This window comes from Microcoleus anatoxicus, from assembly GCF_042465725.1.
In the GTDB taxonomy this organism is placed as follows: domain Bacteria; phylum Cyanobacteriota; class Cyanobacteriia; order Cyanobacteriales; family Microcoleaceae; genus Microcoleus; species Microcoleus anatoxicus.
Genome location: NZ_CP120853.1, coordinates 4,572,435 through 4,595,632, shown reverse-complemented (window position 1 = coordinate 4,595,632; position 23,198 = coordinate 4,572,435). Strand labels below are relative to the sequence as shown.

Below are 23,198 nucleotides of genomic sequence, written 5' to 3'. Positions count from 1 at the left end.
GTTTTTGGCAGTAAATAAAGTTGAAATCAAACAGGGCATAGCTAAATGAACTTAAAGTCGATCGTCAAAACCAATCTATTATTAAGCAGCCTGATAATTAGCCTGGGATTGCAAACACTTCCAGCAGCAGCCGAAGCAGTTACCGATGCCCAAGTTTCGGCCTTCGTAGAAGCCCTACGACAAGCCGCGCCACCCCAAACCCCCAAGGACGGAATGTACAGTCCATGGCAAGTTTTACCGAACAATATTTCCCGTTGGGCAAAATTCTGCACCAAACAGGATTTAACACCACAACAATTTGAGGCTGACGCGACAAAAGCCAAGTCAATTGTCACCTGTATAGCACGAGATTTACTGCGCGACGAATACAAAGCTAGCAGCAATAATGAACGGACTGCTATCCGTCGCGCCGCTTGTTGGTGGATGACAGGTGAATCGGCTGCTTGCAAAAGTGGGGCGACAGCTACCTATGCGGATAAAGTTGTGAGTGTTTATCAACAGCAGCGCCCGAAAAAATAAAGTTATAGCAATCCTTGCAGGAGTTGTAAATATTTTTACCCCACCCCAACCCGGACCGCGAGTTCGGGGAGGGAGTAAGAAATTCACAAATGATTGAGGATTGCTATATCATCTGTCAATCAGCGGAATTACCTATTTTCCGCCTGACTTCTCATCAACCGTTGCACGCTGACTAAAGCCCGATTTAATTCATAACTTTTTCTTTCTGAGTTTTGCAAAAAAGCCTGTTGTTCTTCCTCTATCATCAACACATCCTGGCGCACCAAACTATCCAATAACTTTTGAGCTGCACCGAAACAACTATCTTTAATAAACCTGCGGAACCATACAGGCAATTTGTGCAGTCGCCAAAACGCATTTAATGAAGTAAAATGAATTAAATAAGCACGGGTTGCCGTTTCGCTCACCGGACAAACCAAGCAATAAATCTTAAAGTCTTTGCCCAAAGTGGAAACCCAATGCGGGTAAACATAACTCACCTCTAAAGGTTCCGGGTGCAATTGTCGTAAAGATTTAAAAAACAATTGAGAAATTGACCAAATTTTATCTATTTTGTAATAACTTTCTGCCTGGTAAAGAGCCGTGACATGGTGTTCATCTTCGGTTAAAGAATCTAGCACGGGATTTGCCCAAGCTTGCAAGTCTTCATGCAAATGTCCGTGATACATATCCATCAAATTTTCAATCAAAAATGAATGGTGTGCCTGACATTCAATCACTGCAACTGTGGCAATATAATTGAGATGATCCCACTCTGGCAAGCTCAATAAATTAATTTCTTCGGCTTGGGTTTCATCGCCGGGAAATATCCAGATAAAACCAGATTGTTCCTTGACAGGAAAGGAGCGAATTTTGCAGTTAGGCAGCTTTTGATTTTCTGCTAAATAATCAACTTCTGCACATTCTCCTATGGCATTTAAGCGCCATCCATGGTAAGCACATTCTATTAAGTCACCTTTAATTTTACCGTGACTAAGTTTAACTTGTCGGTGCGGACATCTGTCTTCTAAAGCGTTGATTTTGCCTGCACTATCGCGAAATAGGACGATCGCCTGATGCCATATTACCACAGCCAGTGGCTCAGTTGTCAGATCTGTACTGCGAGCCACAGTATACCATTGATTGAGATTAATTCCCAACTGGCGGATGTGAGTTTTTTCTGTGCTTTGAGATGGAGATTTTAGGGTTTTGTGTTGCATGACAAATATTCGCAAATTATGCCCAGCATAAAAAACTGTAGGGGCGGTGTCGCCGTGCCCGCCCTCCGGATAATCGAGTTAGATTTTCAGTACACCTTCAGGATTGACGGTCAAGAGCGATCGCCTCTGCAAACCCTCCTGATATAAAATAGCATTAGCCGCCAACAAACCACTGCTAACCGCCCTTTCCATTAAACCGCAAGGAAAAGGCATTTTCACCCAATCTCCCGCAAATACAAGATTAGGAACATCACAGGAAGTCTCCGGGCGTTCCGCATAACTACCGGGCGGATAACCAGAGAAATTCTTTTGATTTACCAATTCCCGGTGCAGCATATTTGCCTGTTTTAATTCCGGCACAATTTCATACAACTCTTCCTCAAAAGTAGCCAGCAAAACTTGTTGATTCGGAAAATCTTTTTCCTTGTAACAATAGGCGTGTAACTCCACTACACTGCCGCCAGTTTCTTTGTGCCACGCGATGAATTGATCTTGAATGCGGTGGTAAAGCGTAATGCTATCAGTAAGTTTGTAGCCGGAAAGCGAGCTAAAATTGCTGTGTTCCCATGCAAAATCGCGATCGAACCAAAAACGACCAACCGCAAACGGATCGGCTATTTTCAAACTCTCAATCCGACTCTGCACCTGCGGATTCACCTCACCGCTAGCCAAACTAAACAAATGCTGCATTCCCGGCACGTCGGTCGCCAAAACATAGTAATCAGCCTGCAATGTTTCTCCCAACTTTTTAGTTTTGGAATTGTCAATTGCTGCTGCTAATTGTACTTCATCAGCTTTTTGATCGACCACCTTAAATCTGGGTAAATCCCGTTGTGCAGGGCCGCTAACCACTCGCCCTTCAGCATCAAAAACTGCGCCATGACAAGGACAATGAAATTGACCATCATTCTGCTTCTGCACCGTGCAGCCCTGGTGAGTACAACTCAGGGAAATTGCCTCTTTTCCTCCCGGTACTGTGGCATAAACGCTATCTCCAGCCCCGAAATATGCCGTGGCGTTACTGTCCTTTAAAAGTGAATTTTGCTTCACCCAGAAAGGTACTTTACTTTGCACATCTCCTGACTGGTAACTCAGGGAATCAATCTTGCCATTTTCCCAATGAATGTTACTAACCGCCACATCTGTAAATACTTTGCCGCCTTTACTTTCAATGTATTTAGCAATGGGCTTTACTAAACTGGTTCCCATATCTTGCCGCGTCCCATTGAATGCTAAACCTTCGGGATTTCCGAAAAAGTAGAAGTGGAAAAACTGCATTAATTCTCCCACACTCAATTCGTCTGGCGAGTTGAGACTAGATTTAGCAAAAGGCAGGAAATACAAGTCATAAAGTCCGCGGGGAAACTCACCTTTCACCCAGTCAGCAACGGAGATGTTATCGAGTCTAGCGAAACTTTTTTGAGTTTGAAAACCGCCTATTTCCCGAAATACTTGCCAGTGGGCGGGTTTAGTCAGATTAATTCCCCACTTCGTCCAGTTAGGAGAAGCTATCCCTAAGTCAACTATGTTCCAAGGAAAAGCGGAATGATTAGGACGAAAAACTTCTGGTTTGTATGTGCCATCTCTAAAGATAACCGCGTAGGATTCTAAAGATACAAAGTTGTCGGTAATTTCTAATTCTTGAACTACGCTTTTGAGGTTGTAGTATTGTGGAAAAAAGCCGTGAAAACCATGTTCCATCATAAAAGTTTGGTTCCCCACGGAAATCGGCCAACTAGCAATCTTGCCGCCTAGTTGGGGCGATTTCTCCAACAGCGTTACGGCGAAACCCCGCTGACTAAGTTCGTAGGCGCAGGCGAGCCCAGCCAAGCCAGCACCGACAACTACAACGGTTTTGGGGGTGTTTAGCAGTTGCGGTAAATCAATGGTGTCTTGCTGAAACACGGTGGGCTCTGGCTTGGAAAATCTAGAGTAGCCCAGGAGCCCGCCGGCGGCACCAACTCCGAGGAATTTGAGGGCGGTTCGTCGTGATAGTGGTTGAGATAGCGGGGAATTGGTTGATTGACTCATCAGTGGTACAAAGTAACAGGGGGTCAAAATCAATAGGCCGATCGATTTTAGATTGTAGATTTTCCAGGTGGCTAGGATGTTTCCCAAGGCTTGTACCTGAAAAATCTCAAATCGGCTTTTCGATCTAAAATTGTTCAGCTTAAGACATGATATGTGAAGAAATGCGATCGACACATCCCCACTCAGAGTCTTAGCAGCCCGTACATAAGTTCGATCGCAAATAATCTACACCAGGTATGATATCTTCTGAGGCTGATGTAAAGTTATGTGTAGTCTACATCACCCCTCCCTGTCTCCCATCTAAAATCCAATGACTGTCAGCCTATTTGGCAAATTGCATCGTCGAGAGTTGATCGAAGCTTTCTTAACTGGCTTAGCCCTTCCTTTTTTGGCTAACAAAGCAGCCAGTTCTCAAAACTATTCTAGTCGGGAAAAAAGTGCGTTAGCGAAGCCCTCGAAGAGGATCGCCACTAATTCCACCATCCTAGAAAACCAAAAACCAGGCACAACCGATTGGGAATTGACAAATCCTGCCATCAAACGAGAAATCGAAGGTTATGCCTCTCTCACCAGCGTGAATCGGGGTGAAGCAATTAAATTATTTGTTAATACTAACGATCCTAATTATACCATAGACATATTTCGGATGGGATGGTATAATGGGCTTGGTGGAAGGCGAATGAATGACCAAATTATTCGCAAGGGAATCAGACAAAATCCGCCCCAGGAAGACGAAGCATCAGGACTAATTGAGTGCCATTGGCAAGACCCGTATATTTTGCAAATTCCCGATCGCACAGATGAATGGATGAGCGGGATTTATTTGGCAAAATTGACTGGCAGCAAAACGGGAAAACAAAGTTATATTATTTTTGTAGTCCGGGATGATGAGCGCAAATCCGCTCTGTTGTTTCAATCCAGCGTTACTACTTTTCAAGCTTACAACAATTGGGGCTACAAATCCCTTTACCGCTGGAACAGTCGCGGCAAACAAGCCTATAAAGTTTCATTTAATCGACCCTACGGTATGAGTCCCAATCGCAAGGCAGCTTACGGTATCGGAGCTGGGGAATTTTTAACCAATTTTCAGCCAAAAAGGAGAACTGCGAGTGCTGGTTGGGAATACAATATGCTGAGGTGGCTAGAAAAAGAAGGGTATGATGTCACTTATGCCACTAATATTGATACCCATTTTAACTCGCGCCTGCTATTATCTCACCTAGCATTTTTATCCGTAGGTCATGATGAATATTGGTCGAGGAATATGCGAGAAAATATAGAAAAAGCTAGAGATAAAGGCGTTAGTATCGGCTTTTTTGGCTCGAATATTTGCTATTGGCAAATTCGCTTAGAACCCAGCAGAATTACTGGGGAAGTGAATCGAACAGTAGTTGCTTATAAAGAAATGGCTGATTTAGATCCCATGGGGGGATTGAGTCAGGAAGTGGGTGGAGTTAATTTACCTCTAAAAATAGCGGCAGGCGGGGAGTTGAATTACGGTATTGGCAAAGCAGAATTAGGTGAAACTGCTACTTACAATAAATTGCCGGTACTTGATTCTTTGGTGACAACTCGCTGGCGCGATCGTGCGATCGGGCGCCCCGAAGATTCTTTAATTGGTGTGATGTACGAAACATTTCAGGTGAATTCCGACATTGTGATTGCTGAAAGCGCCCCGGATTGGCTACTCGAAAAAACTGATTTAAAACAGGGTGACAAGTTGCCAGGACTTTTGGGTTATGAAGTCGATCGAATGTTTGGCAATGCCCCGAAAAATATAGTTCGTGTCGCCCATTCTCCCTATCCTTACGGTGGCGGGACTCGCTATGCTGACATGACTGTTTATAGGGCAGATTCTGGGGCGAAAGTATTTGCTACTGGTTCGATGCAGTGGATCTGGGGATTGGATGATTATAATGCGCCACAGTTGCGATCGCCTGTTTTGAATAGCGGAGCTCAACAGATAACGCGGAATGTTTTGGCAAAGCTTTTATCGAAAAAATAAGCAAGCAGAATCCCCCCTTGGGGCGAAGGCAGAATAACTGCCCAACCTCCAACTCCCTCAAGGGTGGAAGGCAAAGGGAAGAAGGAACAATAGCCATTGTATCTAGGAAGCTGAATGCTATAATCAGGCAAACATAGTCACGGTTCTGGTTCCTATTAAAACCTGTGCTTTTCTCAAGGGTTAAAAATGTCAATAATCGGTCTAAAAAAATGGACTACCAATCCCAGCATACCCGCCATAAAAATAAAATTAAGCAAAGAATCAAGACAGCACTTTTTTACTGTTTAATATTCCTATTTTTCTGGTGGAGTACAGCTTATATTAGCACTATGGCTCAGCCCACATTCACAGGTGGACTGAATGGGCAAGAAATGAGAAAACTCCTAGACGAAGGCAACCTCGGCGAAGCTGTTACCAGAATCGAAGAAGACTGGGAAGAAGACTATCAAAAATACTTGACAGAAAACTTTGGGGCGAGATCGAAAACAGCCAAACAAATAGCAAACACTCTATCTCGCCTCGCAGTTAAAACCCAGAAAAAACCAGCTTTAATTTATGCGATACCGCGCACTGACCAACTAGAACTCATATTAATCTTGCCCGATCGCCCGCCCATCCTCCGCAGCGTACCCGAAGCACAACTCAAAAACTTACAGTCAGTAGCCCAAGAATTCAGCAGCGAAATTACCAACCCCAGAAAAATCAACACTACCAGCTATTTAGAACCAGCCCAAAAACTATATAAATGGATCGTAGCCCCCTTAGAAACAGAGTTACAAACAGCAAAAATTGAAACCCTACTATTCTGTGTGGGCGAAGGTTTGCGAACCTTACCCCTAGCAGCAATGCACGACGGGCAGCAATTTTTGATCCAAAAATATAGCATCGCCAGGATTCCCGCCTTCAAATTCACAGACATTAATTACGCCGACCTCAGAAACACCCAAGTCCTCGCAATGGGGGCTGCAATTTTTTCGGAAACATCCAACAAAGAACCCCTACCAGCGGTCCCTTTTGAATTAAGGGCGATCGCCCAACAGTGGCCTGGTCAATCATTTCTCAACGAAGACTTCACCATAGTTAATTTGCAATCTCAGCGACTGCAAAAAAGATACGGAATTATCCATCTCGCCACCCATGCAGAATTCCGGTCTGGAGCTCCCAAAAACTCCTATATTCAATTTTGGGATACTCAACTGGGACTGGATCAAATGAGAGATTTAAAATGGAATAATCCGCCCCTAGAACTATTGGTATTAAGTGCCTGTAGAACAGCCATAGGAGACAAAGAAGCAGAACTAGGATTTGCTGGGTTAGCGCTGCAATCAGGAGCAAAATCAGCCCTGGCTAGCTTATGGTACGTCAGTGATGCCGGCACCCTAGCGCTAATGACCGAGTTTTACCAGCAATTAAAAGTCAGCAAACCAAAAGATCCTCCCATCATTAAAGCCGAAGCGATGCGACAAGCACAAATAGCTGCGATCGAAGGTAAAGTCACCATCGAAAACGGTCAACTGCGAAGTTCCAGAGGGGAAACATTGTTGCCCTTGTCTATTCCGCAAATCGATAGCAAAAATTTATCCCATCCATACTATTGGGCAGCTTTCAGCATCATCGGCAGTCCTTGGTGACTGGGCTGATTTGAAATGGTAGATTTGGGATGAAAAGAAGAACCAGCCGTACCGATTTTGGATTAAAGTGTAAAACATAGATTAAATTAATGCCTGTAGCTGTTCTGAAATAACCCACCGCGAACCTTGAAGGAAGAAAGCGGAGATCTCCAAGGGAAAAAAAATATGAAAAAATTAGAGTTTTTGCTACAGAAAGAAGGCGATCGCGCCTGGTTACCCCTAGAAACCGCCGACGTGGAAATTCTAGAAGGTAGGTATCGCGTCGTGGCGCGGGTGCCACACGCCAACGCCGACATCGAAATTCGGGTTAGCTACACATCACTAGATCAAGTACCACCACAGCGACAAGTCCAAAGTCGATCGACTCGCACCAATTCAGAAGGATTAGTAGTCATCATTCCCTACACCAGACTCAAACCAGGCAAGTGGGAACTTTCCTGCTTAGCAGATCCAGAATCAAAACCAGCGAAACCTTGGCAATACGGCGTTCAGTTAGAAGTATTGCACGCAGAATCGGAAACCTCCGAACCACTAGAAGCGATCGACCCCACAGAAGACAGCAGTTCCCCAACAGACTCAGAACTTGCAGCAGCAGCCGATGTCGCCACACCAACCCCAGAACCAGAACCCGCTAAAATCCACCAATTCCCGATTCCCCAAGCATCTGGGCCCAAATCCCCCTACAACCTGCAAATCATCCTCGATCGAGAAACCTTCGTCACCCAACTAGGTCGCCCCTTAATCATTTCCGGCAAAATCGACCTTCCCCAACCCCCCAAAAGCCCCAACAAAACCGCCACACCAATCCCCGAATCCCAAACCGCAGAAATCAAAAAACTCATCGGTTCAGCCCAACTACAAATCTACCTACGCGATCCCCAAACCTCACAAGTTCTAGCAGAAATCCAACAGCCGATGCCAGAACAAGAGCCCCCTTGCATCTTTGGCTGCGTCACCTACATTCCAGCCGAGTGCAAAAGCCGACTAATTTTAGGAGAAGCAATTCTGAGCATTGACAATGTATCCCTAGCCACCCAATTTTTCACAATTACAGCCCGTTTAGAACAACTTCTCGATGTCATCAAAGACGATTTCGGCGCACAACAAACACAGAAATCAGAACCCTCATTCATCAGCTCAAAACCTACTTCTATTTCACCCAATCTCTCTCTCCTCAAACTCGTAGAAAAAACAGCGAATACTTCACTGACACCAGCAGACCAAACCAATGAAAGTTTACCGCCAAAACTCACTAACCGTCAGGATAAAAGTGCTAGCAAAAAATTAGAATTACCAGGATTTGGTCGAAAAATTCCCGACAGTAACCGAGAAAGACTGCTATCAGAAATTGCCAAAGATGGTCAAACCGACCAAACCCCGGACACCAAAACAGCGACTCAACCATCAGAACCGAAATTAGACTCACAAACCCAACCTTCACAAATCAAACAGGAACTGGAAAAAGCCGAAATTCCAGCCATCGACCAAAAAGTTGAAAACAGTCCCCAACCACAAACCACAACATCAGAACCTGAAGCAGCACCCACAAAAGAAGCATTTCAAACCTTAAAAGTCCAAAATCGATTTTGGTCGCGACTGAGTTCCTTCGTCACCAGCGGTGAATCCCCGGAATGGCTGAAAGCAACATCCCAGCCACCTACTCCCGCAACAGTCGCAGCAGAAAATAGCAGGGAAAAAATAGCCATTGTCGAAAACAAAACTCCCACACAACCGCCACCGGAAACCAGCGAATCTAAAATTTCCGCACCCCCACCTACAACCTGGGAAGCCAGAGAATTTGTGATCTTTGATGAACCAGCACCCGATCCCCAGAAACAGGCGACAACAAAAGCCACAAAAGTTGTTGAACCAGAAGTAAATCCTTTAACTCCCTACGTTTTGTCTCCAGACGAGTTAGTACCAATGCCGGTTCTCGAACCTCCTAGAGAGATAATCCCAGGGAAGCTAGTAAAAGTCCGAGTGGAACTACCCGAATTAATGCCACGAATTTTTGTGAAAATTTGGGTGTACGATCGACAAACCTATGTAATTCTGGACGGGCCCCGCTGGATTACCGAATTTACAACTAACGGTTTGGGGAAACTCCAAGCAACGGCAGAGTTAGAAATTCCCTACGGCTGTATGGAAATCGAATTTGAGGCGATCGCCGTCGAAATGCAAACTCAGCGGGAAAGCGACAAAATCACCGTTCACCGCCAAGTTTTACCACCATCTGGCCCAACTTTACCCCTCGAAGGTTAAAGTTACTTCGCTGTCAATTCGCGAAACTTCTTCTTAAACTTATTTTTATACACATAGATCGATCGCTGCCAATCCTCAAATTGCAGAAACATTTCTGCGGACAAACCAGTGCGATTCCAGACATCTTCCTGGCATTTGCGGCGACAAAAATTCATCGGTTCCGAGTAAATTTTAGATGTAGATAAACTTGGTTTGGGCCCGCACCAGTGAATCACCGTTGCTGCGGTGCGATCGCCCCCAGGCCCGTTTTCTGCGATCGGAAATTGCTTTTTGAGCAAATCTTGGTCAAAATCCGGCATCAACAACTGCATATCGACATTCTGCACCCGCAGCCTCTTTTCCTGGGCCGCCCGGAAAATCATAAAATTCAAAAAACCCATTTCTCCGTACTTAAATATCCCCGGATGTGCCTGGGTAAAATCTAAAATTTCCACGTATTCCTCTAAGCTAAAAACATTCCGTTTAGCAAAGAAAGTACCTGTGCAGAAATAATTGGCTCGATATTGTTGCCAGTGAAAATTGGGGAAATACTTCTCGACACCGCCAATATCAAAGAAAAATTTCGCCACATCGGCATCGGAATTTTCCTGACAAGGTTGGTCTATAATAAAATCAAATTCCTGAAAGTTAGCAAATTTGAGAACATCGCCCCAAACGATTGTATCTGCATCTAACACCAGAAAATTTGACCAAGGACTTTCCCAGAAAGCAATCATCTTAGTTTTGCCCCAGCCAAAACTTCTGTTCCTTAGCACGTCCTCCGTCACCTTGGTGCGATCGATAACTCTCACTCCATAGGACTTTTCTAAGGCACTGACAGAAAATGTGCCGTCAATCAACAGACAAATCGGCACATCTCCTAGGAAATATCTGATACTAGCACAGCAACCTTTAGCAAACAGATAATCTTGGTCGCAGCAGGCAATAATAATGCCGAAATCTTCCATAAATCCTCACTCTTGTACTTACGAGGTTTGGCCACAATATAGGTGGTTTTTCCTGTGCAAACATATGTTGGTCAATCATACTGCAACCTCTGGCTATACATATCAGGCAGGTAGCACAGGATACAAGGGTTCAGTAGCCCAGGAAAAATCCACAAAAAGGGCGATCGGGCGATGGGAATTATTAAGATTGCTTATACAGTGGGGGAAGTAAAAATAATCTGTTGATAATTCCCCAACAGAATCGATCGTAGAACTCAATCCAAAGCCCCCAGAGGTGCGGGAGATTCGACCCCCACAAAAATAAAAATTTTAGCTGGGAGACACTGCCGCAGATACCTTTGGCAAATCTGAGAAAAAATTGTGTTAAAATATTGCGATAGAGCAGATTATACTAAATTTCACACAGACATCACAAAATTCATAAGTTGTCAAGTGTGAAATGTAACAAAACATTTGCGGATCTATGTGCCTCAATCCCTGGGTTCTCGAATTATTCGAGAAAACAGTCCCCAAGGGAGCTAGCTTTAAATTAAGGTTAAAAACCTTGACAGATAGGCTCGCAAGCAGTAAAAGATATATTGTGAACAGGCAGAAACCGCAAAAACAAGCAGTTGGGACTTGCTGCTAAAGTTAAATAGAGTGTGATGGTGTGAGGAATGATGAATAGAACTTTTTGGAATTTACTGCTAGTATCCCCGGCCATTCTGGGATTATCCACAGTGGCTTGTGGCTCAGCCCTCGCTGTAGAATCGACCACAACAGCCGTCGCCGACCAGCTAGCAACAGCTCAGCCATCTGAGTCACAAATTGCAGCATTAGTAACAGAACCAGTTGCAGAACCAGTTGCAGCAGCCCCTGCTGCCTCCGAGACTGTGGCAATCAATAGCAGCTCAGCAGTTACAGAGCAAAATTCAGCAGCGACAACTTCCGAACCGGCGATCGCACCAGCGATCGGCGCTAACTCCACAGAAGCAGAAAAACTGGCAAAAATCGAACCAGATACCAGCGCTGCCAAACTGCAAGCAACAGCAACAGCAACAGCAGCATTGCCCCAAGCATCAGACTTGGCAGTGCCAACCAGTCTGAATCCAGCGATCGAAAACGCTAAACTGCCAACCTCCGCCCCAGCAGCTAAGGTAGAACTTGCTCAGACTGCCCCGGCACAACTGAGCAACCCGATCGTCCCAGTTGCTCCCCAAGCCCAACCCACAGAACAGTCAGGAGCCATGTCCCAAGTGACATCGGTATCCCAACTCTCCGACGTGCGGCCGACGGACTGGGCATTCCAAGCCCTGCAATCCCTAGTCGAACGCTACGGTTGTATCGCAGGTTATCCCGACGGTACTTACCGCGGCAACCGCGCCCTGACACGCTACGAATTTGCAGCCGGACTCAACGCCTGCTTAGACCAAGTAACTAAGCTAATTACCTCCTCAACATCTACCTTCGTCACCAAAGATGACTTAGGAGTTCTGCAACGCCTGCAAGAAGAATTTGCAGCCGAACTGGCTACCCTCCGCGGCAGAGTAGACGCTCTAGAAGCCCGCACTGCCGAACTGGAAGCTAACCAGTTCTCCACAACCACCAAGTTGAGAGGAGAAGTCATCTTTACCGCTAGCGACACCTTCGGAGATGGTGTCGCCCTTAAGGACGACAAAACCTCTACCACCTTCGGCTACCGAGTGCGCTTGAACTTCGACACCAGCTTCACCGGCAAGGACTTGCTCAGAACTCGCTTGCAAGCTGTCAACATCCCCAACTACGGTGCTGCCACTGCCACTGGCACCAACATGGCTCGCCTCGGCGTTGACGGTGACAGTGCCAACGCATTCAACCTGGATAAGGTCTTCTATCGCTTCCCAGTAGGTAATGCGACAGTCTGGTTGGGACCAAGAGGATTGAATCTGGATGACGTTCTTCCTATAACTACTCCCTTTGGAGATGGTGGTAACGGTTCTATTTCCAGGTTTGGACGTTACAACCCAGCAATCTTCCGTGGCCCCGAAGGAGCTGGTGCTGCTGTAAATTACACTTTCGGCGCTGCCAAAGCCACAGTAGGTTATCTTGCTTCCGACGGCGACGCACCAAACCCCGCAAACGGCAGGGGCGTTTTTGACGGTTCTTTCAGCGCTGTGGCTCAGCTAAACTTTTCTTTGGGCAAAGTTGTAGACTTGGGTCTGAGTTACAACCGCAAATACGATCGCTCTGGTAATGTCGGTGTCACCAGTAGCACCGGCAGTTCCTTGGCGAACCGCCCCTTCGGTCAATCAGCCACTGCATCCAATAACTTTGGTTTGCAAGCTAACATCAAACCAAGCAGCCGCTTCCAGCTTGGTGGCTGGATTGGTTACACCAAGGCTGAACAAGAAAATGACCACAAGGCTGTCAATGTTCTTAACAGAAACCGAGAAGCTACCCTGCTCAACTATGCTGTGAACTTGTCTTTCCCTGATTTTGGCAAGAAGGGCAATCTCCTAGGTTTCGTGTTTGGTATGCCACCGAAAGTTACGGACAGCACTTTCCGAGGCACAAATGGCAGCCGACAAGAAGATAAAGACACCTCTTATCACTTAGAGGGTTTCTATCGCTTCCAAGTCAATGACTTTATTTCTGTCACACCTGGTGTTTATTTGATTCTGAATCCCGAACACAACAACAACAATGACAATATCTGGGTAGGAGTCCTGCGGACAACCTTTAGCTTCTAAGGTTTCCAGAGATCTAGTTAAAAGAAAAAGCGGCAGATGACTGCTGCTTTTTCTTTTTGGGAATGGGGAATGGGGAATTCGTTATTGGTTATTGGTTATTGGTTATTTGTTATCGGCGCTCTGCTCTTCGACTACGCTCAGGGTAAGGGTTAGCGCCCCCAGAGCGTAGTCAACTGACAACAGTCAACTGACAACAGTCAACTGACAACAGTCAACCGTCAACAAATTACCAATTTTGACGGCAAATCCCAAATACGGAAGTGTAGCCGTGCAGAAAAGTGCTCCCGCCGACCGGACCAATTTCACCGTTGCAGAAAAAGCCACTTAGGGGAATGTGGTTGAGGTATCGGCCGAATAGTCGCGAGTCAAAGTTGGGTTCGCCGTAAAGTCCTTCACCGCGCCCTAGACAAGAGAACATCAAAGCGCCTGCACTGGATCTACCGCTGTACTGGGCCGATCGCCGATACCGATCGAGCAGCATTTCTAGGTCTTCTGCGGAGGTGCGGGCATCCCGCAGGTGAAATTGGATGCGCTGTCCGAGACGGACTCGATCGCCGATCGCAATAGCTCCCACTTTGGGGTCTACTCCCAACAGATTTCGGATTAAAAAATCTCCAGGCTCTAGTACCAGCTTGAATTCATCGCTGACTACCCCCACAAACAGCGAGTGTTGGGCTAACTCTCTGTCTTCCTCACTCAAAGTTTGCACCAACTCTCGCAAAGCTTCTAAGGGCGATCGCTCCGTCCCCCCGAAGCCTGTATCGTCGGTTTGTTCTTCGAGTTTGAGTAAAATATTGCGTTCCCCTTCCGTCACCCGATACGGACGCCCGATCGGCCTACAGCCTTGAGCCACGATCGTTTCCAAAACTATATTCCCACTCAAAGCCACCCCAACCGTCCCTTCTCGGTAAAGCCGATAGTTGCAGAACAGCGCCACACCCCTAGTACCGTCCCCACCAGCCAGTCCCCCTACCTTCGGCGCGCCCGGATAGGCATAATCTAGCCCTTGCAGCAAATCGTTAATTTTTGACGAAAACGGATCGCCTAAGATGATAAACTGCGGTTCCTCCTGGGCTGGCACACCCAACAGATCCACCCAAGTATGGGGAGGACTATCTAAGTCCGGCATTTGTTCTGCTGCGACGTGAAAAGTTCTAACTTGCACTCCTGGCAACCGTGCCAGACTCAAACTAACCGCCGGAGAACCCTCTACTTCTTCCGTAAAGCCGTCTAGACCAGTGCCAATTACCCCTCCCCCACCACACCCAATCACCGCAGGAATCGGCAGTAATTCTTGGAGTAAAGGCATCAGCCGAGAATATTCACTGGCAAAGGCAGAGGAGATAAAGATCAGCCCCAAATCTGCTGGGCCTTCTAAGAGTCGATCGGCTTGTTCTATAACTTCTTTGAGGGCAGATTCTAAAGAGGGACGGGTGGATAAAGCGCTGACCCACTGCATTTCGTTTTGGGTGTACATCTGGCACAACTTCTGTATAAAACTATCTTTTAGATTAGGTTAACCTGCATCCGCTTCCCCAGGACTCTGCTGCTGCGCGATCGATTTTGTCCACAAAGCCATGCTTGTGTTAAGATAACTTAACATTGGCATGGGATAAATCAGTTTGCTGTCCACTGTGCGATCGCCCAAATCTTAAAAGATCAAGCTCTATACAGTTTGACACGACAATTCCATGTAATGTTTTGATCAAAAGTCAGGTAAGCTCGACCTGAAGTAACGCTTGGGTCTTAGAAGGAATATTCCCTCTGCGTACCGGCAATAAGTAGACCCTCAACTGTAACACAGACAGTTCTCGATAGGTTCTATAGAGCAACAAAAACCTTTCCTCTATGATGATATAGGTGAATATGACAACAACACCCGCGGGCAACATCCAAGAAAAAATTGAAGAAGAACTCGAAAACGCTCGTGCAGTCTGCGACATAAGTGGCAGCACGTCTGGCGAGTGTGCGGCCGCCTGGGACGCAGTTGAAGAACTTCAAGCAGAAGCCTCTCACCAAAAGCAAGTTAAACCTAAGAATTCCTTTGAACAATATTGCGACAACAATCCTGACGCTGCTGAGTGCCGCATCTACGAGGAATAAACCTGCAATTTAGAGATTGAAGCAAAAGGTGAGGGCGAAATTTGCCCTCTATCCTTTTCTTTAGCTCGATCGCAAAAACAAAGGTACTCAAAATGCGTCTGATAGTTCGCACTACGCAGCCTACATCTGCCAAAAGTGAAGCAGCAACAGGAACATGACAAGATGTCCCAGTTGCTGATTTTTTGGCTTTTTTGTAGTAAGATTTTCCACAAATAAGTGAGTATATTTTCCCAAAGATGTTAAGTCTTTTATTGGCAGCGACCGGACCTTGGTTTCAACCGCTAGTCTGGATGGATTATCGGTTGTCTGTGTTATTAACGGTTTCGATCCCGCTGGTAGTGCTGATTTGGGCTGTTTTCGCTTCATCTGAGGCGATCGTCCGTTTGTTGATTATCTATTGGCGAGTGGCGAGTTTGCTAGCAATTACACTTTACCTGATGATGGCTGCGCTGCCTGTGGGCTTTGTGTCGTCGGCGATCGCCAGGGCTTTGATTCCTGCTAGTTTGTGGTTTTGGACAGATTTGAACGAAGAAATTGACGATCGACCCCAATCGTCTCTGAAACTGGCTTTTACTGCTTGGCGATGGGCGATTACTGTTTACAGCGGATTGGGTGCGATCGCTCAAATTCCCTTCTTAACTTGCGCCTTCCAATCTCAAAGTCAAATCATTGAGGAACCATTTTGCCGCATTTGGCTTGACCCACCTTGGCTGTACAAACAGATGTTTCACCCTAACACTAACCCTCAATTTTTGGGGTTTTTAGCGATGATAGGTTTAGCAATTTATGTAGTTTACTTATCCTATTTTGTGTTAATTAGACTGGGAAAACAAGGGCGATCGGCTACGGGTCAGTAAATTAATTAGGACTGATATCGATTTCGGTAACACCAAATTTTTGACAGTTGACAGTTGACTGTTGACTGTTGATTCCCAATCCCCAATCCCTAATTCCCTATTTTTCAGTCAAAGCTTCTACCCCTACCCAGCCATCCGGTGCTCCGTACATTCGATACTTGCGAGCTCGTTTGAAATAGAGCATTGCTACCTTATCTTCAGGATTAATTTGTAAAATATTCTGAAAAGTTTTTTGTGCTGAAACAAATTTTTGTTGATAGTACAAATCTAAACCTTGTTGAAAAACCTCCGCAGTTTGCTGCTTGAGTGAAATAGTTTGTTCTGTTTCTGTATCGTAAATCTCAAACACCGACACAGCAGTTGTTTTCCCTTTCACGGTGACTCGATCGACAAATCGGTACTTATATTGTTCGCGATCGCTCAAACCATTGATAACAGCATCGCTAACTAAAATTCCCGCACCATAAACCTTAGTCAACCCTTCCAAACGAGAAGCCAGATTCACCGCATCAGCAATCACGGTACTTTCCATGCGTTCTCGCTCACCAATTGTACCCAACATTAAATTACCGACGTGTAAACCAATACCGATGGAAATAGGAGCCAAGCCACTTTCTTGTCGCTGTTGGTTATAAATATTTACTTCTTTCTGCATCTCAATGGCTGCTCGAACCCCATCATCAGGAAAAGTAGGAAACAGTGCCATAACTGCATCCCCAATATATTTGTCAATAAACCCATTGTTTTTTCTAATTGCTGGGCTAACTCTGCCTAGATAGTTATTAATAAAAGCAAAATTTTCTGTAGGTGTCATTTGTTCTGATAGCACCGTAAATGAGCGAATATCAGCAAACAAAACCGTCATCTTTCTTTCTTTATTTTCCCCTAATTTCACCTCAATAATACTAGGCTTTTCAAGCAAATTTAAAAAATCGTGAGGCACAAATCTGCCGTAGGCTGCATTCAATTTTGCCAAACGAATTTGAGTATTAATTCTTGCCAACAATTCCTTTTTGATAAAAGGTTTAGTTACATAATCATTGGCTTCTAAGTTGAAAGCTTCTACCAAATCTGAGGTTTGATTTTTCGCAGTCAACATCAAAATCGGTAATTCTAAAGGCGAGTATATTTTACGAACTTCTCGACACACTTCATAACCAGTCATCCGGGGCATCATGACATCAAGTAACATTAAGTCAGGCTTAAATCCATTTTCAATCAAACTTAAGGCTTCCATCCCATTGCTAGCTTGAGTAATCGCATAATTTTCGATAGAAAGACTGTTGATTAACACCTGAATATTAATCGGCTCATCATCGACAATCAAGATTTTAATTTTATCCGTTTGGAGCTGTTCTTGATTGGCTAGTGACTGAGAATGTATCATCGGTAATTCGGTTGTAACCTGATGATTGATTAAATTGCGATCGCCCTCCTGAGCCAGAAGGGGATACCTGCTGCTAGCTTCTGGTTGAGTTTCAGAGACTGGCAAAGTAAAGGTAAATTGAGAACCAACTCCTACAGTTGAAGATACCCGAATTTGACCTCCGTGCAATTCAACTAATTGCTTAACTACAGCCAAACCTAAACCCGTGCCACCAAATTCTCTAGCAGTGGAACCGTCAGCTTGTTCAAAGGATTCAAAAATTCGCTCTAATTTTTCCTCGGCGATGCCAATCCCCGTGTCGGATACAGTAATCGCTACTTGGGAATTAGGTGTTGATAATTTTTCATTGTTCCTTAACAATTCTGCCGAAATTTCTACATTCCCACTTTCCGTAAATTTAATCGCATTACCAATTAAATTGTAAAGTATTTGTTCTAAACGATTTTCATCGGCAGCCACTGGTGGCAATTCTGGACTGATGGAATTGATTAACAGTAAATTTTTGTTGCCTACCGAGGGCTTAGATAAAGTCAGAATTATGTATACAATTTCCCTGATGCCGACTGGTTTAATTTGCAGGTCTAGAGTTTTGTGCTTGAGTTGAGAAAAGTCAAGAATATCGTTAATTAAAGATGACAGTCTTTTGCCAGACGATGAAATCAAAGCTAAGTTCATATTAGTTTTTTCTGGCAGCGTTCCGGTAGCCCCGTCTATTAAAGATTCTGCAATACCAATAATCCCGTTGAGGGGAGTGCGGAGTTCGTGGGAAGTATTGGCTAAGAATTCGTCTTTGAGTTTGTCCAGTCGCTGCAATTCGCTATTTTTAGTTTCTAAAGCGGTAAAAGATGCTTGCAGTTGTGCAGCCATACTATTAAAAGCTGTGGCAAGTATGCCTAATTCGTCGCTTCTATCGAGTTTTACAGTCCTGTCAAATTGTCCTTCAGACAAAGCTGTGGCTGCGTCTTTCAGTTCGAGAATAGGTTTGACAATCCAGCGGGATGTCCAGATTCCCACCACTGTTGCCATCGCCAAAGCAGCTAGACACAGCAGCACTGTAGTGCGGGTGTTGGCATCAATCTGTGCCATAAAGTCGGCTTCGGGAACGACGACGACAATTAACCAATCTAAACCTTTGCCGTCTTTAAATGGCAGAACTTTTAAAAATTGCTGTTTCCCGTTAATTGCAAAATTGATTTGCTGGGAATTTTCAATTTTGTGCAAGTCTTCAAATTTAGTTGCTAAATATTTAGCTGTTGCTTGAGTTACAGCATCGCTACTTTCGGTAACTTTAAACAGTTCTTTTTGATTTTTTTTAGTCCTAAAAGGTTTTTCGGATGTCGAAGTTGCAAGGAGTATGCCGTTTTTGTCTACAATAAATGTCTGACCTGATTTGCCGATTTTGAGGCCATTTAAAAATTGACCTATGGCATCGAGACGCAAGGCTGTAACTAAGACCCCTTCTAGCTGTTTTTGGCTGTTGTAGACTGGTTTGAGGGCACTGATGATTAATGTTGGTTCCAGGAAGGACACGTAGACAGAACTCCAAGTTGGTTTACCTTCTAAGGCGGCTAAGGTATAAGAAGGGTGTTGTCGGATATCAAAATTTTTGACAACTGCTGCTACTGTGGTCCGATCGCCTTTATCGTTGGTATGGTAGGAATGAAAGTCAAAACCTGTGGACGGGCCTGATGCGTTAATCAATAAGGTGCCATCGGACATCTTTTCTCCCGTGCGATACTCTCCATTTTTATTGCCCAGCGACGTAAAATTAATGTAAGGGTATAGTTGCACTTGTCTCCACAGATATTTCTCCCAAGCTGACAAGTCTTTCATGTTCACAAAACCCAATGTCACAGCATCTTGTTTGCTTTGATTAATCTGGTGAGGAGTTTCTAGATAGGTTTTTAAATTTTGTTCAATGCGATTGCTGACTTCGCTCATCAATTGACCAGCCAGGTCATTTACTGACCTTTGGCCGTTTTTAAATGATAAATATCCCACCAGTCCCACGGCTGCAAATACTTGCAACACAAAGGGTACTATGACCACTGTTCGTAAATTAACTTTTCCTGAAAGTTGGGTAGCTAAATTTTTTAGAAAAAAAGTTGACATAGCAATCACTTATCTTAGAATAGTTAGTTGGGCGATCGGCTGGAATCTACACCCCTGTTAAGTGTTTTGTTTTTAAAGTAATTATAAGTTGAATTGTGGGCGATCGAAGCCATGATTTGAGTACCCTTGGCAAACTGGACAGTCCTCGCACCTGGAAAGTGTCCCAAAGTAGGTAGATTGTCTCGGTTTCACCTCGAAGTCTAATAACCCTCCACAGTCTATTCACGTTTGGGGTCAAAATCAGGGATGGGATGACAAGTCTTGAGCCCCTTGATAAAATTGGGAGTCCCAATTATTAACCCTGAATGTATTATGACTGAGACAATCTAGGTAAAACCGGATAAAACGTTAAATATTTCGGATGACCATTTCATGCTACTGGCTCTGATTAAATTATGAAAAAATGTCTAATTTTCTTAATAAATTCCCCACAACCCTTGGGCAATCAACGGCTAAATCATGCTAGATTATTATTGTTAATAAAGTGATATTTAGGATGACTGATTCGATCGCTCGCCGCCTGGAACAATACACAGTAAAACGCCCTCAAGAAGTTTTAATCGTGAAGGTTGAAAGTGAGGGCGAGTTAGATGAAATTTCTATTTTTAAAGGTTTTTCTAGTTCCCTAGTGCGATCTACTGCCTTCGATCCAGATATACCAGTTTTACCGGAGGGAGCAAAAATTATCAGTGTCGATCGCCTTGCCGGACCCTACAATCCCAATAACCCCCGCTATCTTCAGCAAGGGCTATCTTGGGAAACAATGCAATCTCTATTGTCGGAAGTTGGGATTTAACAAAACAGTAGGGACACAACAATGTTGTCTCCTTACAATTAATCTGGCGTAGGGACACAACAATGTTGTGTCCTTACAATTAATCTGGCGTAGGGAAACGGCACTGCCCATAGGTGTCAACTTAAGCTGTCAGCCCGCCAAGTTCATTGGTCATCCCGCGAGTCCTAAGCGGGGTTTAAACCCCTGTCTAATAGCTAAAGTCCTCTCAAAGAGGACTAAAGAGTTCTTCAGTCCTCTTTGAGAGGACTTGCGCTTTGAGGCAGGGGTTTAAACCCCTGCCGGACTATTGGTTCTACCTTAAGTTGACACCAATGGGCACTGCCGTGTCCTCTACAATTAATTCTGGCGTAAGGAAACGGCACTGCCGTGTCCTCCATATCATTCTTAGTCCTAGAGTGTGCCGCCAGCAGCCTGAAAACGAGCTCGCGCACGTTTAATTGCTTGCTTAGCTTGAATTTGCTCTTGGAGAGTGCCATTAGCGGACTTTTCCAAACGAGCTTCTGCTTCAGTGTAGGCAGTACGAGCAGTTTCTTTATCAATTTTGTCACCTTTTTCGGCGCCATTGACCAGAACCGTCACTCGATTTTCTTGGATTTCTGCAAAGCCACCCATCAGAGCAATAGACACCCACTCCTTACCAGGACGGACGCGCATCACACCGGTATCCAAAGCAGTCAACATCGGAGCGTGACCGCTTAAAATACCCAATTGGCCTGTAGTGCTCGGCAGAATTACTTCTTCAGCATTGGAATCCCAAACAGTTTTGTCTGGGGCAACTACGCGCACAGTTAATGTCATAAATTGTCCTTAGTCAGTAGTCAAAAGTCAGTAGTCAAAAGTCATTAGTCAGCAGTCATTAGTCAGCAGTCATTAGTCAGCAGTCATTAGTCAGCAGTCATTAGTCAGCAGTCATTAGTCAGCAGTCATTAGTCAGCAGTCATTAGTCAGCAGTCATTAGTCAGCAGTCATTAGTCAGCAGTCATTAGTCAGCAGTCATTAGTCAGCAGTCATTAGTCAGCAGTCATTAGTCAGCAGTCATTAGTCAGCAGTCATTAGTCAGCAGTCATTAGTCAGCAGTCATTAGTAATTGGCAACCAATAACTAATAACTAATAACCAATAACTAATAACCAATGACTAATGACTAAAATTACTTGGCATCAGCCTTCATTTTTTCAGCTTTGGCGATCGCCTCGCTAATGTCGCCCACCAAATAGAAAGCTTGTTCTGGTAAATCATCAAGCTCACCAGCAAGAATCATCTGGAAGCCCTTGATAGTATCTGCCAGCTTGACATACTTACCAGGAGAACCGGTAAACACTTCAGCCACAAAGAACGGCTGCGATAAGAACCGTTCAATTTTGCGAGCGCGAGACACGGTTAAGCGGTCATCTTCCGACAGCTCATCCAAGCCCAAAATTGCAATAATGTCTTGCAATTCCTTGTAGCGTTGCAGAGTGGATTGCACTTGGCGAGCCACACCATAGTGCTCTTCACCCACGACGCTAACTTGCAACATCGTAGACGTAGAATCCAACGGGTCAACCGCAGGATAAATACCCTTGGCAGCCAAACCACGAGAGAGTACAGTTGTAGCGTCCAAGTGAGCAAAAGTCGTAGCTGGTGCGGGGTCAGTCAAGTCATCCGCAGGCACGTAAACAGCTTGCACCGAAGTAATCGAACCTTCGGTAGTGGAAGTAATCCGCTCTTGCAAGTCACCCATATCAGTACCGAGAGTCGGCTGATATCCCACAGCAGAAGGCATCCGACCCAACAGAGCCGATACCTCAGAACCCGCTTGTACAAAGCGGAAGATATTGTCGATAAACAGCAGCACGTCTTGTTTGCTGACATCGCGGAAGTATTCGGCCATCGCTAGAGCAGAAAGGCCCACGCGCATCCGAGCACCTGGTGGCTCGTTCATTTGACCGTAAACCAGAGCAATTTTTGATTTGCTGCGGTCTTCTTCGTTAATAACCCCGGACTCGATCATTTCCTTGTAGAGGTCATTACCTTCGCGGGTACGCTCGCCCACACCACCGAACACGGATACACCACCGTGAGCCTTGGCAATGTTGTTCACGAGTTCCATCATGATGACGGTTTTGCCTACGCCGGCCCCACCGAACAAGCCGATTTTGCCTCCACGGCGATAAGGTGCCAGGAGGTCAATCACTTTGATTCCAGTTTCAAACACCGAAGGTTTAGTTTCCAGTTCGGTGAAAGCTGGGGGGTTGCGGTGGATGGGCATACTTTCGGAAGTATTGACCGGGCCGAGGTTGTCTACGGGTTCGCCGATGACATTAAAAATCCGGCCTAGTGTGGGAAGACCAACGGGAACTTGGATAGATTCTCCGGTGTCCACCACTTCCATGCCACGCACCAAACCGTCGGTGGTACTCATGGAAACCGCACGCACTTGACTGTCTCCGAGCAGTTGCTGAACTTCGCAGGTAACAGAAACGTCTTGACCTGCTTCGTTTTTGCCGGAGATTGTGAGAGCGTTATAGATTTGGGGCAGTTTGCCGCCGGGGAATTTGACGTCTACGACCGGCCCAATGATTTGGGTGATGTAGCCTACGTTGGTTTTTGTTGCGGTGGATACCATGAATAGTGCCTTTGTTAGGATTCTATTTTTCCGA

The 23,198-nt window shown here is 45.2% G+C and carries 15 protein-coding genes; 8 read left to right on the top strand and 7 right to left on the bottom strand.

Going from position 1 to position 23,198, the window contains the following annotated elements:
* Window positions 1–45: 45 nt before the first annotated feature.
* A complete protein-coding gene (locus P2A85_RS19970; RefSeq protein ID WP_377475019.1) occupies window positions 46–519 on the top strand; it encodes a hypothetical protein in 474 nt (157 codons plus the stop codon).
* A gap of 128 nt (window positions 520–647) precedes the next feature.
* Here the strand turns inward: P2A85_RS19970 and P2A85_RS19965 are convergent, their stop codons facing one another.
* Both P2A85_RS19965 and P2A85_RS19960 read right to left on the bottom strand, forming a co-directional pair.
* Window positions 648–1,718, bottom strand: a complete 1,071-nt coding sequence (locus P2A85_RS19965) for a Rieske 2Fe-2S domain-containing protein (protein WP_377475017.1) — start codon at window positions 1,716–1,718, stop codon at window positions 648–650.
* Between the two features lie 78 nt (window positions 1,719–1,796).
* Window positions 1,797–3,749 (bottom strand): FAD-dependent oxidoreductase, encoded by a 1,953-nt coding sequence (locus tag P2A85_RS19960; RefSeq protein ID WP_377475014.1) that lies wholly within the window; start codon window positions 3,747–3,749, stop codon window positions 1,797–1,799.
* Between the two features lie 310 nt (window positions 3,750–4,059).
* Between P2A85_RS19960 and P2A85_RS19955 the strand changes: the two genes are divergently transcribed.
* The 3 genes from P2A85_RS19955 (at window position 4,060) to P2A85_RS19945 (ending at window position 9,647) form a co-directional block, all read left to right on the top strand.
* Complete coding sequence (locus tag P2A85_RS19955) at window positions 4,060–5,754, top strand: N,N-dimethylformamidase beta subunit family domain-containing protein (protein WP_377475012.1); 1,695 nt, start codon at window positions 4,060–4,062, stop codon at window positions 5,752–5,754.
* 209 nt (window positions 5,755–5,963) lie between these two features.
* Entirely contained in the window at window positions 5,964–7,385 is a 1,422-nt protein-coding gene (locus tag P2A85_RS19950; protein WP_377475010.1) for a CHAT domain-containing protein, read from the top strand.
* 165 nt (window positions 7,386–7,550) lie between these two features.
* Window positions 7,551–9,647, top strand: coding sequence for a hypothetical protein (locus tag P2A85_RS19945; protein ID WP_377475008.1), 2,097 nt, complete (start codon window positions 7,551–7,553; stop codon window positions 9,645–9,647).
* 2 nt (window positions 9,648–9,649) lie between these two features.
* On the opposite strand, the gene P2A85_RS19940 is transcribed toward P2A85_RS19945, so the two are convergent.
* Window positions 9,650–10,594, bottom strand: a complete 945-nt coding sequence (locus tag P2A85_RS19940; protein ID WP_377475006.1) for a hypothetical protein — start codon at window positions 10,592–10,594, stop codon at window positions 9,650–9,652.
* A 659-nt stretch (window positions 10,595–11,253) separates the two neighbouring features.
* Here P2A85_RS19940 and P2A85_RS19935 point away from each other — a divergent pair.
* Window positions 11,254–13,302 carry an iron uptake porin gene (locus tag P2A85_RS19935; RefSeq protein WP_377481599.1) on the top strand — a complete coding sequence of 683 codons (2,049 nt, stop codon included), beginning with the start codon at window positions 11,254–11,256 and terminating at the stop codon, window positions 13,300–13,302.
* 226 nt (window positions 13,303–13,528) lie between these two features.
* On the opposite strand, the gene P2A85_RS19930 is transcribed toward P2A85_RS19935, so the two are convergent.
* Complete coding sequence (locus P2A85_RS19930; RefSeq protein WP_377475004.1) at window positions 13,529–14,779, bottom strand: FIST N-terminal domain-containing protein; 1,251 nt, start codon at window positions 14,777–14,779, stop codon at window positions 13,529–13,531.
* A gap of 389 nt (window positions 14,780–15,168) precedes the next feature.
* Between P2A85_RS19930 and P2A85_RS19925 the strand changes: the two genes are divergently transcribed.
* Window positions 15,169–15,405, top strand: a complete 237-nt coding sequence (locus P2A85_RS19925; protein ID WP_377475002.1) for a Calvin cycle protein CP12 — start codon at window positions 15,169–15,171, stop codon at window positions 15,403–15,405.
* Window positions 15,406–15,641: 236 nt separating this feature from the next.
* Entirely contained in the window at window positions 15,642–16,262 is a 621-nt protein-coding gene (locus P2A85_RS19920; RefSeq protein ID WP_377475000.1) for a DUF3177 family protein, read from the top strand.
* 97 nt (window positions 16,263–16,359) lie between these two features.
* On the opposite strand, the gene P2A85_RS19915 is transcribed toward P2A85_RS19920, so the two are convergent.
* Complete coding sequence (locus P2A85_RS19915; protein WP_377474998.1) at window positions 16,360–19,761, bottom strand: ATP-binding protein; 3,402 nt, start codon at window positions 19,759–19,761, stop codon at window positions 16,360–16,362.
* 496 nt (window positions 19,762–20,257) lie between these two features.
* On the opposite strand from P2A85_RS19915, the gene P2A85_RS19910 reads away from it, so the two are divergent.
* A complete protein-coding gene (locus P2A85_RS19910) occupies window positions 20,258–20,557 on the top strand; it encodes a hypothetical protein (RefSeq protein WP_341739665.1) in 300 nt (99 codons plus the stop codon).
* Between the two features lie 390 nt (window positions 20,558–20,947).
* Here the strand turns inward: P2A85_RS19910 and atpC are convergent, their stop codons facing one another.
* Window positions 20,948–21,355: an ATP synthase F1 subunit epsilon gene (gene atpC, locus P2A85_RS19905; protein ID WP_341739666.1), complete on the bottom strand. Its 408-nt coding sequence runs from the start codon at window positions 21,353–21,355 to the stop codon at window positions 20,948–20,950.
* A gap of 351 nt (window positions 21,356–21,706) precedes the next feature.
* The gene (gene atpD / locus P2A85_RS19900; RefSeq protein ID WP_377474995.1) at window positions 21,707–23,164 is read right to left on the bottom strand and encodes a F0F1 ATP synthase subunit beta; all 1,458 of its coding nucleotides are present in this window, start codon (window positions 23,162–23,164) and stop codon (window positions 21,707–21,709) included.
* Window positions 23,165–23,198 lie beyond the last annotated feature (34 nt).